This is a genomic window from Fastidiosipila sanguinis, assembly GCF_002998295.1.
Taxonomy (GTDB): Bacteria; Bacillota; Clostridia; order Saccharofermentanales; family Fastidiosipilaceae; genus Fastidiosipila; species Fastidiosipila sanguinis.
Genome location: NZ_CP027226.1, coordinates 1,347,494 through 1,361,985, shown reverse-complemented (window position 1 = coordinate 1,361,985; position 14,492 = coordinate 1,347,494). Strand labels below are relative to the sequence as shown.

At 35.9% G+C, this 14,492-nt stretch carries 8 protein-coding genes; 4 read left to right on the top strand and 4 right to left on the bottom strand.

The window, feature by feature from the left end; genetic code table 11:
- Positions 1–2 precede the first annotated feature (2 nt).
- The 4 genes from C5Q98_RS05875 (at position 3) to C5Q98_RS05860 (ending at position 7,497) form a co-directional block, all read left to right on the top strand.
- A complete protein-coding gene (locus tag C5Q98_RS05875) occupies positions 3–1,175 on the top strand; it encodes a DUF3800 domain-containing protein (RefSeq protein WP_106012717.1) in 1,173 nt (390 codons plus the stop codon).
- A complete protein-coding gene (locus tag C5Q98_RS05870) occupies positions 1,165–4,308 on the top strand; it encodes a type I restriction endonuclease subunit R (RefSeq protein WP_106012716.1) in 3,144 nt (1,047 codons plus the stop codon). Before C5Q98_RS05875 ends, C5Q98_RS05870 begins: the two co-directional genes overlap by 11 nt.
- Positions 4,235–5,227 (top strand): abortive infection family protein, encoded by a 993-nt coding sequence (locus tag C5Q98_RS05865; RefSeq protein ID WP_242967356.1) that lies wholly within the window; start codon positions 4,235–4,237, stop codon positions 5,225–5,227. The genes C5Q98_RS05870 and C5Q98_RS05865 overlap by 74 nt, the downstream gene beginning before the upstream one ends.
- A gap of 503 nt (positions 5,228–5,730) precedes the next feature.
- On the top strand, positions 5,731–7,497 hold the full coding sequence (locus C5Q98_RS05860; RefSeq protein WP_158695724.1) for an ABC transporter ATP-binding protein: 1,767 nt from the start codon (positions 5,731–5,733) through the stop codon (positions 7,495–7,497).
- A 136-nt stretch (positions 7,498–7,633) separates the two neighbouring features.
- Here C5Q98_RS05860 and C5Q98_RS05855 read toward each other — a convergent pair whose 3' ends face one another.
- The 4 genes from C5Q98_RS05855 to C5Q98_RS05840 all read right to left on the bottom strand — a co-directional run bounded on the left by C5Q98_RS05855 (position 7,634) and on the right by C5Q98_RS05840 (position 14,423).
- Positions 7,634–9,481, bottom strand: coding sequence for an AMP-dependent synthetase/ligase (locus tag C5Q98_RS05855; RefSeq protein ID WP_106012713.1), 1,848 nt, complete (start codon positions 9,479–9,481; stop codon positions 7,634–7,636).
- A 256-nt stretch (positions 9,482–9,737) separates the two neighbouring features.
- Positions 9,738–11,534, bottom strand: a complete 1,797-nt coding sequence (locus C5Q98_RS05850) for an AMP-dependent synthetase/ligase (RefSeq protein WP_106012712.1) — start codon at positions 11,532–11,534, stop codon at positions 9,738–9,740.
- Between the two features lie 11 nt (positions 11,535–11,545).
- Positions 11,546–13,411 (bottom strand): AMP-dependent synthetase/ligase, encoded by a 1,866-nt coding sequence (locus tag C5Q98_RS05845; protein WP_158695723.1) that lies wholly within the window; start codon positions 13,409–13,411, stop codon positions 11,546–11,548.
- A 106-nt stretch (positions 13,412–13,517) separates the two neighbouring features.
- The gene (locus tag C5Q98_RS05840; RefSeq protein WP_106012710.1) at positions 13,518–14,423 is read right to left on the bottom strand and encodes an acyl-[acyl-carrier-protein] thioesterase; all 906 of its coding nucleotides are present in this window, start codon (positions 14,421–14,423) and stop codon (positions 13,518–13,520) included.
- Between the last annotated feature and the right edge of the window lie 69 nt (positions 14,424–14,492).

Genomic DNA, 14,492 nt, shown 5'->3' with positions numbered 1-14,492 from the left:
GCATGACAAGAATCAATATTGAAGATCAAAAGAAAACTGTGTTTGATTTGAATAGTATACCACCTTTTGAAGAAGAGATGACTTTCTATTACGATGAGAGTGGTAACTGCAGAAAGTTTTCTCTTACGAATACAGGATTTAATAATATCGATGCTCTGAAGGGTGATTTTGTATTAGCTGGTGTTGCACATGAAGGTAAGTCTTGTGACATTGATGTTCCCTCATTATACGCAGAACTAGATTATAAAGAAGGTCAAAAGGAATTAAAGTTCAAACACCTGTATCATAATTCAAGAGACTTCCAATCTTTCATAGGCAGTAAAAGAGCCACAGGATTTTTGAAATGGTTAAGCAAAAGTGGTTTGTATATTCATTACAGTGCGTTGAATAATCTTTATTATTCACTGGTTGATATTGTAGATTCTCTATGGGAAACACATCCTCAGTGCGTCATGTATATGTGGGATATCAAAGGTGCTTTGTATGATTTTGTGATTGAGCATCAAGACGAAGTAATCAATATTTTTATAAGACACACATATCCTGATGTTAAAGATGTATCTGCTTTTTGTAATGAAATATGTTCTTTGATATGGGAATATAATGACGATAGTGAATATGATTCCGGTTTCTTTTTAGAGCTGTTAAGACAAATGCTAAAGACTGCCGGAAAACTTGATAAGTTGATTTTTGTTCAGGATAATGAACCATTTATGCTTATCCAAGAATATTACATCTTCTATACAGAGAGATGTGAAATCTTTAGTAAGTCAAATCACATATTTGACGAAGAACCTACAGTGCAAAAGCAAATAGCTGATTTGGAATTATATGAGAATGGTATTCAATTTAATAACTGGCAGTTTGTAAAGTCACACGAGAATATATACGTACAAGTATCTGATTTGATTGCAGGTCTGTTAAGAAAGTTGTTTATGTTTTTAGATGCAAATTCTTTAACTGATATTGAATCTATTGCAATGAAATTAAATGATGCTCAGGTAAAGAATTTCACATTAATATGGATGCTCATCAGGAAAGCTGATGATAAGTCTCCACTGTTTATAAAGAATGCAAACTCTCAGAAAAATGTTAAAGAAAGAATGATGAAATTACAGCTATTGGGAGTTTCAAATAATAAATTAAAGATAGAGGTGCCCAATCATGAGCTATGATTATTCAGAGAATATTCTTGTTCAGGAAAGTGCAGGTAATTTGCTGCGTGATGAGTTAGGCTGGGATGTTCAATTCGCTTATAATACTGAAGTGCTAGGTAAAAATGGAACTTTCGGTCGAGAAAGCTATAAAGATATTCTTCTTACTCGCTATTTTAAAGAGGCACTTAAAAAGTTTAATCCGTGGATAAATGAAAATCAGATTTTTGAAGCCCAGCAGATTTTAGAAAAGAGATTGTCGACATCTTCACTCCTACAGGTGAATGAAGAAAAATATTTTTTAATTCGTGATGGTATTCCAGTTACAGTAAAAAAGCCAAATGGACAGACTGAAACAAAAATGGCTGCAGTGATAGACTTTAATAATCCTGATAATAATTATTTCCTTGCAATAAAGGAACTTAAAATTCATGGAGATCTATATCGTAGAAGAACTGACATTGTAGGATTCGTAAATGGCATTCCACTTCTCTTTGTAGAACTTAAGAAGACCACAGTAGACGTGCAAAATGCCTATGATGATAACTACACTGATTATCAAGATACCATTCCACATTTATTCTATTACAATGCATTCCTTATGCTTTCAAATGGAACAGAAGCTAAGGTTGGTACACTTGGCAGTAAGTTTGAATTCTTTCATGAATGGAAGCGTCTTGCTGAAGAAGACCAAGGAAATGTTGCTCTTGAAACAATGCTTCGCGGAATTTGTAAGAAAGAAAACTTCCTTGATTTATTTGAGAACTTTATCCTATATGACCATTCTGATGGTCTCACTGCAAAGATACTCGCTCGTAACCACCAATACCTCGGTGTGAACGAGGCGATGAAAGCTTATTCTGCAAGAAATCTTAATGATGGTAAGCTTGGCGTGTTCTGGCATACACAAGGATCCGGCAAAAGCTATTCAATGGTTTTCTTTGCAAAAAAAGTACGACGAAAAATGGAAGGAACGCCAACCTTCGTTATCCTTACAGATCGCGATGAACTTAATACGCAGATCAGTGATACCTTTGAGAATTGTGGACTTCTTGGTAAAAATATAAAGGCTTCTCAATTCATTGCTACAAGTGGAGATGACCTCGTTAAGAAACTACAAGGGAATCCAAGCTTTATCTTCACTTTGATACAGAAGTTTAATAAACCTAATGAAAAGCCTATCTATTCTGATCATGATATCATTATCATGTCAGATGAAGCACATCGTAGCCAGTATGGTATCTTCGCTGATAATATGATGAAGTTGTTGCCTACTGCTGCACGCATCGGCTTTACAGGTACGCCTTTGCTTTCAAGTGATAATATTACTGCTCGTACCTTTGGTGGCTATGTATCAGTCTATGATTTCAAGAGAGCCGTTGAAGATGGTGCTACAGTACCTCTTTACTACGAAAATCGTGGTGAAAAGATTATTGATTTACACAATCCTGAAATAACAAATCAAATTCTTGATGCTATCGAAAATGCTGACCTAGATCTTGACCAACAGGATAAGCTTGAAGCTGAATTTGCAAAAGAGATACACCTACTTACAGCTGAGCCTAGATTAAAATCTATTGCACAAGATGTTGTGAGACACTACTCTGATTTGTGGACAAGTGGAAAAGCTATGTTTGTTTGCTTAAACAAGGTGACTTGCGTTCGTATGTATAATTACGTGCAAGAATATTGGAAAGCAGAAATTAAAAGCTTAAAAGCAAGTTTGAAAAATGCTAGTCAACAAGAGACTCTTGAACTTGAAAGAAAAATAAAATGGATGGAAGAAACTGAAATGGCTGTGGTAATCAGTCAGGAGCAGAACGAAATCCAAACATTCAAAAAATGGGGTTTAGACATAAAAACCCACCGTACTAAGATGGAAAATCGTGAGCTAGATAAAGAATTTAAGGATGCAAAAAATCCACTCCGTGTGGTATTTGTATGTGCAATGTGGCTTACTGGTTTTGATGTTAAATGCCTTTCATGCCTATATCTCGATAAGCCATTAAAAGCTCATACACTCATGCAGACCATAGCACGTGCCAACCGTGTAAGCGAAGGTAAAAGTAATGGTTTGATTATAGATTATATTGGAATCGTAAAAGCTTTAAGAAAAGCTCTTGCAGATTACACTGCTAATGTAAGCGGAAATGCTGGCTTAGATCCTACAATAGATAAGGGTAAACTTATTGATCGCATTATCGAAACTATTGGTAAGGCGAATGAATTCTTGAGTGAGAATGACTTTGATTTAGAAATGCTAATAAATGCCTATGATTTTATGAAACTGTCGTACCTTCAGGAAGCAGCGAATGCAGTATGTGGTTCGATTGAAGATAAAAAAACATATACTACATATGCGTCTGAATTGAATCGTCTTATGAAATATATTGACAGAGATGATGTCACAGGTCACACTCGTAAGCAGTATGAAGCTATTGCAGCTATCTATGCTGAACTGCAGAAAAAGCGTAAGCATATCAATACCACTGACCTTATGGTTGAAATAAATGGAATTATTAGTGCATATGTTGAGATTCAGAATACACCTACTATGGTGCGTGAAGAACCACGCAGATTTGATATCAGTGCAATTGACTTTGACCTTCTTCGTAGAGAGTTCGCAAAGGTTAAGAAAAAGAATCTTTTTCTAAAGGATTTAGAGGAAGTAATCCAGCAGAAACTTGATAGTATGCTTTTTGCTAATCCTGATCGAATTAACTACTACGAACGCTATCAACAAATCATCGATGATTATAACAGTGAGCAGGACAGAGCCACAATTGAGAAGACTTTCATGGAATTGATGGATTTGGCTAATCAAATGAGCCAAGAAGAACAACGCTATATCCGTGAAGGCTTTACAAGTGATGAAGAACTTTCTCTTTATGATATGTTGTTCCGTGATGATTTGAGCAAAACGGACATCAAAAAACTTAAAGAAGTTGCAGCATCACTACTACAGAAAATAAAAATGAAAATTGCTGAATTTAACCATTGGACAGATAAGCAAGAAACAAAAGCAGCTATTGATAATCTTATCCGTGATACCCTTTGGGCAGAATTGCCGGAGTGCTACGATGAGGTTAGCATCTCTATGTATCGTCAGCAGATATATGAGTATGTATATACTCGATACAGAACAGTTGCTTAATAAGGACGGTGAAATATTAATGAATAACCTTTTTTCTTTATTAAGAAACAAAGAAATTATCGCTATCCTTGATGGTGACACTAAATATGGTGATTATGAATTCGATGATTGTACAACTATAAAAATATCAATGCCCTATCTATCCGGATCAGATTTGTGTACTCTGTCCACTTTATTCGGTCTTCCTGCAACATATTCTTGGAATGGTGGAGCATTAAGTAGATGGCAATACCTAGATAATTTACTTGAATATTGTATTAAGAATAATAAATGTTCTAGTCTATTAGCTCATATGTTTTCATTAAACCAATTCTCAAAAAAATTGAATGGGCATAGTGCGAATGAGATAAATGATGCACATAAAACAATCGTATCCACAGTTATTGAGAAAATAAATGGTTTACTATTATTTGGTGGAAATGAACTCGTTATTGTCGGAAATAACTATTTGATCCACCCAATAGGCAATAAAGTCGAAATAGTTGTTCCGGCAATAACAACTATAGATAGAGAATATATCAAAAGTATCTCTTCACGAGCTATGAGAGATATCGAGCAAAATGATTTCGATAGTGCAATAACAAAATCGAGAACCTTATTAGAAGAGACATTTTGTTATGTAATAGAAAAGAAAAATGAGAAGCCTTCTGATAGCGGTGACATTGGAAAACTATATAAACAAGTTAGAACTCTCTATAACATGCATACGGATGCTAACACCGATAGAAGGATTAATACCCTACTTTCTGGATTAAATAACATTGTATTTTCAATAGCAGAAATGAGAAATAAGGATAGTGATGCTCATGGGGTTGGTGCAAATAGGATTCCCATTAAAGAACATCACGCTAGACTTTTGGTAAACGCGTCCATGGTGATGGCTGACTTCATTTTTTCTGTAGAACAAGAAAGCAAATAATCTCACATACCATTTTGGTACTTGAGCATAACAAAACGACCACACAGGAGCTTTCATACTCTTGTATGGTCGTTATTTCTTTTATCACCGCTTGAAGACGTCACTCAAAAACTTTTTTCTTACAATCCCTAAGTGAAGGCTCCTTTGAAAGATGTGTTATTTTTTTACTTGTGTTTTCTATTAGCCTCAAAATACTAAAAAACACTCCACTCCACCTCAATTCGATAGAAAAATCAACCTGCAGTTGATAAAGTTGCTTAAAAACTAAATTACCAGTCGCTTTTTTAAAATTTTAAATCACATATAATTAAAGACAATTAAACAGCTGTAAAGATAAATTTATCTAGAAAAAGTACATAGAATTACATAAAGATAAGTACAAAGATGTTACAAAGAAGATTGCATTAATAGACAAAGATGGCATGAACCATCAAACAAGATCTTCAAAAACATTAAACCAGCTAGAAATTGTTCTGGCTCCACATAAACAAAAGGAGAAAACCATGAGAAAGAGCGACTTAAATACGAAAGTTAATCCACACACTCAAGAACCTGCAAACAAAACCACCTCAACCAAGAAGACTCTGATAAGCCAATTCTACAAGAATAACAAAAAATACTTTGTAATTTCAATAGTAATGGCAATATTATCAGCTTCAGAAGGGATTTTTCTTTCTTGGATTTTGCAACAATTAACAGACGTTGCTACAAAGACTTCGCCATTCAGTTTCCAGCAGATGACAATAATCTTAGGGTTATTCTTGCTAGTAGTAATACTGATAGAATTCAGTGATGCTCGTATATTTCCAAGGTATTTAAGAAATGCTTCAGCCAACTATAAGAATTTTATTTTGGCAAGAATTATAAACAAAGGCATTACAGATTTTAGCAGTGAAGATTCATCTAGATATGTCACAACATTGACTGCAGATGCTAGCTCTATAGAGGATAAGTACATAAAGAGTAATATCAATATTTTGACATATACAGTCAGCTTCTTTGGAGCTTTGGGAATGATGCTTTATTACTCTCCAATGATGACCCTAGTTTCTGCTATTCTCACTGTGTTGCCGATAATTGCCTCCATGATTACAGGTAATAAGTTGATTGAAGTAGAGAAAAATATTTCTCAGAGGAATGCGAGCTTTATTGCTACGATTTCGGACTTTACTAAAGGTTTCCCACTTGTCAAAAATTTCAAGGCTGAAGCGCCAGTATTAGATAACCTCTTGAAGAGCAATGTTGAATTGGAGAATGACAAGGAATCTGGATATAGAACTAACCTTAGTGTAAGAGCAATTTCTGGTATTGCAGGGGCTATTAGTCAACTTGGTGTAGCTCTCTTCGGTGTCTATTTGATCCTGCAGGAGGGCACAGGTTTTACTCTTGGTATGATGATAGTTTTTATTAACCTTATGAATTACATAATCCAGCCAATAGCTAATCTTCCAGGGATTATTTCTGAGAGAAAAGCTGCTGTAGCTCTTATAGAAAAAGCTGCCGAATTAATCGATTCAAATGCAGTTGTTGAAGGCGATGAAGATCTAGGAAAATTACAAAATTCAATTAAGTTAGAGAATATAAACTTTGCCTATGAAGAGGACAAAACAATTCTAAAAGATATTAATTTAGAATTCAAAAAAGGCAAAAGCTACGCCCTAGTCGGAGCGAGTGGCTCTGGTAAATCAACTTTGCTTAAGCTATTGATGGACGAAGTCAGACCAGATGCAGGCCACATTCTCTATGACGGTATAGAGTTGAACGCTGCTAGACTTGACTCAGTTTACGAAGAGATTAGCATGATCCAGCAAAACGTGTTTATCTTCAATGCTTCAATTTTGGATAACATTACAATGTTCCAGGATTTCCCTGCAGAGGAAGTTCAAGAAGTTATTAGAAGATCTTCTTTGGATAAATTAATCGCAGATAAGGGTATGGATTATCTTTGTGGAGAGAATGGTAAAAATCTCTCTGGTGGTGAGAAACAAAGGATTTCTATAGCGAGGGCCTTGCTCAAAGATTCATCAATCATTTTAACTGATGAAGCTACTTCTTCCTTGGACAAAGAAACTACTTATCAAATTACTAAAGATATTTTGGGGCTAACTGAGAAGACAAGAATTATGGTTACACATTCTTTAGATGAAAGCTTATTAAAGAAATACGATCAGATTATTGTTCTTAGAGATGGTAGGGTAGTAGAGCAAGGAAGTTTTGAGGAATTACTAGCTAACGATAATTACTTCAAGAGCTTCTATAGCATATCTTAGTTTTGCGCAATTCAAAAAAGTTTCTCCAACATATCTATTCGAAAAAAAACAAAGAAGCCCAACAGGCAATGTTGGGCTTCTCTGTTTCTGTAAAAGAAAATATCATTGAAAGATGTTCATCACATCTCTTCGATTATTATACATTTCTTTGCTCTTTATTTCTAAGAATTTTCTTTGAGGTGTTTCTTGGGAATGGTTCCGCACGTAGAACTATGTCTTTGACCTTCTTGAAGTTTTGTAGTTCCTTATTGGCTTTGCTTATTGCATCCTTGACTAGTCCTTCAGCAACACTTCCTGTTAAAACACTAGTATCTATATCTTTTGCGTTAGTTTCTAGAACTTTAGCTAGTTCCTCAACACTAGGGAAAACCTCAGCAGTAATAATTTGTTCGCCGTACTCGTCTCTTTCGCCGTAGACAACTACTTCCTCAATGATGTTTTCTTTGAGGAGAACGAACTCTATTTCTTCTGGGAAAATATTCTTACCGTTCTTGGTAACAATGATATTTGCTTTACGACCAGTTATATAGATGAAACCTCTATCATCGATGTAACCGTAGTCTCCGGTGTGGTAGAATCCTTCTGAGTCAATAGCTTCTGCAGTTTTCTCAGGGTCTTCGTAGTAACCGAGCATGACGTTCGGTCCTCGAGCGATGATTTCTCCAATACCATTTTCGTCTTCATTTATTATTTTAACTTCGACGTGAGGTGTAGGTAGACCCGCTGAAGCATGTTCTTTGTATTTAGGACGGTTATTAGAGATTATCGGTGAGCATTCAGTTACACCATAACCTTGAATTGCTGTAATTCCCCAGTCATTAAAGTCGGCTAAAATTTGAGGTTCAATCGCTGCACCACCACAGACGAGCAGACGTAAGTGTCCACCAAGACCTTTGTGAATTTCAGCGAAAATTTTGTCGTTGAAGTTTAATTTGATTTTATTTAAAGCTTTCGCCAAGCTTAAACCTAGCTTATATTTCTTAGCTACCTTAGCGTCTCCTGTAGCTTTACGCAGAATTGTCTTGTGGAGAGTTTCTAACAACAAAGGTACAGCAATAAGAATTGAAGTTTTCGATTGTTGTAGATTTTTTGCAATATGACGTAGACCATCGTTCATGGCAATTTTACCACCTCTTGAAAGTGGCAAAAGGAAACCTGCTGTTGCTTCAAAAGTGTGGTGAAGTGGAAGAACTGATAACAGGGTATCGTTTTTATCAAATTCTACAGTTAGACATACATCATAGATATTTACACAGAGGTTGTCGTGGCAGAGCATTACAGCTTTTGACTTAGCAGTTGTACCTGAAGTAAATAGCAATACAGCTAAGGCACGAGGGTCAATAGGCAAGTTATCGTATTGTGTATTTCCGTTTGCTCTTATTGAATTACCGGTATTAATTAAATCCCATAAGAAGAAAAGATCTTTGTCTTCTCCAGCCAACTTAGAGCTATTCTCTGTTGGTAGGTCATAAGAAACTAAATTCTTAACTTGTTTGATATTATCTGCGATTCCAAGTAGTTTATCTTCTTGGGAACGTGAGTAGAATATTGTATTAGCACCAGAACGATTGATCAAGTTTTCTACTTCATTAGCTGGGAGCTCTTTGTCCATTGGTGCAATGATTGCCAAACCACAAACTGTAGCGAGATAGGTAATGTACCATTCATAGCGTGTTTCAGCTAGGATGATTACTTTATCATCTTTGCTTATGCCTAAATCGAGCATAGCAGATCCTAAGGCTTTGCGATCTTCATTAACTTGTCTATAAGTAATTCCACGATACTCGTTATCAGGGTTTATTCTGAAATTAATTGCTGCCTCGGATCTAGGATCTAATTCACGTAGAGCAACTGGGTCTTTGAGTAAAAAAGCGTTCTCTTCTGCGTACAAGCTTGCGCTTCTCTCAATCATTTCACGTAAATCTCTGGACCTATAAGATTCGTGTAGTGGGTATGAATACATCTTTTCATTGTTTTGAAACATGGTTTACCTTCTTTCTAATTAGAAAAAGTTTCTTAAACTTCTTTTTTTCTTATTCTTCTAAGCTCTTAAGTTTCACTTTTTAAGCTTAGGTATTTGAATTATAACAAAATACTTTGATAGTCAAAGTATTTTTCTGACAAAATAAAACTCCATACGCATAAATTCATGAAAATTTAATAAATATGGAGTTCGATTAAGCGGTTTAACAAATTTAAAATTTAACAATTATCAATTTAACAATTTAGCGATTCAATTACTAAACGTTTTTTTGATGTCTATTACGCAAGATCTTATTAGAAGTATTTCTTGGGAAAGGTTCCGTTCTAATATGGAAGTCACGTACTTTTTGCTGAGTGTTTAATTCTCTATTAGAATTTTTAATAGCTTGGTCTACAGCATCTCTAACTTCTGGAGCATTTAGATCTGTTGTTCCAAGGACAGATTTTACATAGTCAGCATCTGGGAAAATTTCTGCAGTAATTATTTGCTCTGATTTCTCATCACGCTCACCATAAACGACAACTTCCTTGATAATCTCATTACGCTCTAGAACGAATTCTACTTCTTCAGGGAAGACGTTTTCACCATTCTTGGCAACGATAATATTTGCTTTACGACCTGTGATATAGATGAAACCTCTATCGTCGATATAACCGTAGTCTCCTGTGTGGTAGAAACCTTCTGAGTCAATAGCTTCGGCAGTTCTCTCTGGATCTTGGTAGTAGCCGATCATAATGCTTGGACCACGACCGACAATTTCTCCAATGCCATTGGCATCTTTATTGATGATTTTGGCTTCCATTGATGGTATTGGCAAACCTGCTGAAGCTGAGTCGTAGTACTTCTCACGGTTCAGAGCAAATATAGGTGATGACTCAGTCAGACCATATCCTTGAATTGCAGCAAAGCCTAGATCATTGAAGAAGTCTAGAATTTTTGGCTCAATGGCTGCACCACCAATAACAATGTGTGTTAATTCTCCACCAAACATATCGTGAACAGATTTGAATACTTTTTTGCGTATATCAATACCAAACTTTCTTAAGAAGCGAGTTAGTTTCAGACCAAATGAGAATTTCTTGGCTAATTTAGGGTCAGCGTTAAGTTTACCCTGAATTGTTTTATAAATAGCTTCAAGAATTGCAGGAACCATTAGAAATAATGTTACTTTTGCTTGATCAGCGTTCTTGACTATGTGTCGTAAACCGTCGCCTACAGCAATTGTGTTACCTAGATAAATCTGAATAAGGAATCCGCAAGTAGCTTCGTAGGTGTGATGCAAAGGTAAAATAGATAGGCAAGTGGCTTCTTTTAGGTCAACCATACTTGGAGCACCATTTACAACTGCACAGATATTTTTGTGACTGAGCATGACGGCCTTAGATTTTGAGGTGGTTCCAGATGTGAATAGCAAAATACTGAAAGCTTCTGGATCTAGCTCTAGTTTATCATAGGATTTGTCTTGCTCTCTAATAGCGTATCCTTTTGCTAATACGTCCCAGAAATAAACTTCGGGATGATTGGCAGCAAGGTCAGCAACATAATCCATATTTATGAAGTTTTTAACAAAATTTATCTCGCCCAAGTTAGCCTCAACTTTATCAGCAGTAGCCTTAGAATAAATTACTGTGTTGCATTGAGCTCGCTCGAGGTTATTAAGAATCTCAGCTGGGCCTAAATTCTTATCTAGTGGAACTACAATGGCTAAACCATTAACTGTTGCGAGATATGACACATACCATTCATAGCGTGTTTCAGCAACGATTGCAACTTTATCATCCGATTGAATGCCTAGTGATTTCAAATAAGAACCAAAAGCTCTGACATCGCTCGCATACTGCTTGAAACTAATCGATCTATACTCATCATTAGGATTTGGCTTATATGCTAGTGCAGCTTCAGACTTTGGCTCAACTTCACGTAGTGCAACCGGATCTTTAATTAGAAAAGCAGCTCTCTCTCCATATAGCTCTTCTGATGTGTTTAGCATCTCACGCAAATCTCTAACCTGACGTAAGTCCATAAGAGGATATTTATAAATACCGTACGACATACAACACTCCTTTAATTATTGGATTTAACAGACTCAACTGTATCAACATTTCGTTGTGCTTTGTTTCTCAGAATTTTTCTGGAAGTGTTTCTTGGGAAGGGCTCATCCCTTAGTTCTACAGCCTTGACACGTTTGTAAGGGACCAAGTTTAAGTTGGCTGAATTAACAACTTCACGCACTCTTTTTCTAACTTTTTCTGAGGTCAAAGCTTCGCCCTTGAGGTTTGGATCTTTCTCAATAATTTCCGCGTTTGGATAAACTTCTGCAGTAATGACTTGTTCACCGGAAGCATCACGCTCGCCGAAAACGACAATCTCAGCAATTATTGGGTGTTCTTGTTGAATGACAGATTCAATCTCTTCAGGGAAGATGTTCTTACCATTTTTTGTAACTATTATATTAGCTTCACGACCAGTAATGTAGACGAAATTCCTATCATCTATATATCCGTAGTCTCCAGTGTGGTAGAAGCCATCTTCGTCTATAGCTTTTTTGGTCAATTCTTCATCTTGATAATAGCCGATCATTATACTTGGACCACGACCTATAATCTCTCCTATGCCTTTGTCATCTGGGTTAATAATCTTAACTTCAGTACTTGGCATTGGCAATCCTGTAGCAGCGTCTTCATGATAATCTGGTCTATTAACAGCAAATATAGGAGATGCTTCTGTCAGTCCATAGCCTTGGAACGCATTTAATCCCCATTCATTCAGCTCACGTAGGATTTGTGGCTCTACGGCTGCACCACCACAAATTATATAGCGCAATTTGCCGCCAAAAGTATCATGGATGTTTTTGAAAACTTTTTTACGTATATCAATATTAAATTTATTTAAGAATCTTGTAACTCTAACAGCAAGATTGAATTTCTTTTCTAAGTTTTCGTCGGCTTCAATTTTTTTCTTGACTTGTCTATGTATAGTTTCTAGTAGTAAAGGTACTGCAATCATGACTGTGACTTGGGCCTGTTGCATGTTGTGGGTAATATGACGCAGACCATCACACATAGCAACTGTACCACCGAAATAATGTGGAATCAGGAAACCAGCTGTAGCTTCATAAGTATGGTGCAATGGCAATACAGAAAGCACAGAGTCATTTTCATCGAACTGAATCATTCTACAGGAGTCCATAACGTTGGTGATTAAGTTCTTGTGGCTAAGCATTACTGCCTTGGCAGTTGATGTAGTTCCTGATGTGAAGAGGAGTACAGCCAGTGCCTCTCTATCTATTGGTAACTTGTCATATTCGAAGTTTGCCTTGTCTCGGAGTAAATTTCCTTCATCGATTAAGTCCCAGAAGAAATCTAGTTTGGCGCCTTCAGGTAAACAAATCTTGGTCTCTTCGCTTGGCAAATCGTAAGAAATGAAATGTTTAGCAAATTTTAGATTATCCTTAATTGCTTTAAGCTTGCTCTCTTGCTTACTAGTGAAGAAGATTGTGCTAGCTTCAGATCTGTTGAGTAAGTTCTCCAACTCATTATCCATTAGAGCAATATCCATTGGGCAGACAACAGCAAGTCCAGAAACGGTGGTTAAGTAACTAACGTACCACTCATAACGGGTCTCGGATAGGATTACAACTTTCTCATTCATATTGAGACCTTGATTGTGCAAAGCAGTTCCTAGAGCAAGTCTGTCGTTATTAAACTCAGAATAGCTTACGCCTCTATAATCGTCCTTAGGATTGACCTTGAAGTTCTGTGCTTCTGGAGATCTAGGATCAAGCTCTCGCAAGGCTACAGGATCTTTGAGAAAATAGGCATTTTTGTCTGCATATTTCTCAGCACTGTTTTCTGCCATCTCACGTAAGTCATTTAATTCAGTAACTTGGTGTAAAGGATATTTATATATTCTTTCATCATTTCTAAACATAGTTTTCTCCATAAGTATTATTGCAAACTAACTATTTTAATTGCTCTTCTAGAATCCATTTAATTAGTTCTCAAGAGCTCGACACCTATTATTCTATAATTCTAATTTATTTTCTAAGTTTAACTAATGCTTTTAGTGAATCATGCTCTTCTTGTTTATTAGATTCGATTAAATTATCTAAGAATTTAATGTAGACTGCAAGTGAATAATATTCATTGGTCTCTTCAACTATACTTGCTTCAATTGATACGAGATCGCCTTTGACCAATTCGCTCGTGTAATTGACCTCGAAACTTTCTATGTCCAAGCCTAAATTGAGAAAGTCCACAGCGTTTATAACCATATTTATATAGCGTGTATTATTTACGTGATTGTTAGCATCGAGATCGCTACAGCCGATTAGGTATTTATAGCTAATTTTATTGTCATCTTCAGGAAGGCTTGCTTTAATACTTTTTAGTTTAGCATTTGTAGTTTTGACCGGAAGGATGAACGGATTTTCTTGGCTTGCTACTATCTCATTACTTGGGATAATTGTCCTGGAACTTAGATCCATAATTGACCAGAAACTTCTAGCTGCAATTATTGCTTCATTATTTTCATTAAATACTAAGAATTCACGGTAAAAACCGACAGCACTTTGCTTAGATTGCCAGGTGTATACTCTAATATTATCGTATTTGTTGGGCAAAGCTTTAATATCCAGATCAATTCTATTCAATATCCAAGTTTGGTTTTTGCTACGCATATCAGTATAATGAATGCCGATGTTCTCGCTATGTTCGCCCGCAATTACCTCGAAAAAAGAAAATATAAATGCCAAATGAACCTTGTCTTTGTTGTCACTTTGACTAGATTCAATGTGAAACTTTTTGTAAGCGAGCAGATTTTTCTTAAAAAAGTAATCCTCAATATTTCCAGAATTTAAGTATGCTTCTTCAGTGTTATAAGCCTTGTCAGCAGCTACATTCTGTAGAGCTTCCCTAAATTCTTGTAGATTATTAAACTTCATACGTCAATTCCTTATCTAATAAATTAAATACATAGCCAAAATTCTAACACAGAGTAAACACTGTTAGTG

Excerpts from the sequence above, each read along its gene's own strand:
- C5Q98_RS05875 (WP_106012717.1), top strand. The coding sequence starts at position 3 with ATGACAAGAATCAATATTGAAGATCAAAAGAAAACTGTGTTTGATTTG.
- C5Q98_RS05870 (WP_106012716.1), top strand. The coding sequence starts at position 1,165 with ATGAGCTATGATTATTCAGAGAATATTCTTGTTCAGGAAAGTGCAGGT.
- C5Q98_RS05865 (WP_242967356.1), top strand. The coding sequence starts at position 4,235 with ATGAGGTTAGCATCTCTATGTATCGTCAGCAGATATATGAGTATGTAT.
- C5Q98_RS05860 (WP_158695724.1), top strand. The coding sequence starts at position 5,731 with ATGAGAAAGAGCGACTTAAATACGAAAGTTAATCCACACACTCAAGAA.
- C5Q98_RS05855 (WP_106012713.1), bottom strand. The coding sequence starts at position 9,481 with ATGTTTCAAAACAATGAAAAGATGTATTCATACCCACTACACGAATCT.
- C5Q98_RS05850 (WP_106012712.1), bottom strand. The coding sequence starts at position 11,534 with ATGTCGTACGGTATTTATAAATATCCTCTTATGGACTTACGTCAGGTT.
- C5Q98_RS05845 (WP_158695723.1), bottom strand. The coding sequence starts at position 13,411 with ATGTTTAGAAATGATGAAAGAATATATAAATATCCTTTACACCAAGTT.
- C5Q98_RS05840 (WP_106012710.1), bottom strand. The coding sequence starts at position 14,423 with ATGAAGTTTAATAATCTACAAGAATTTAGGGAAGCTCTACAGAATGTA.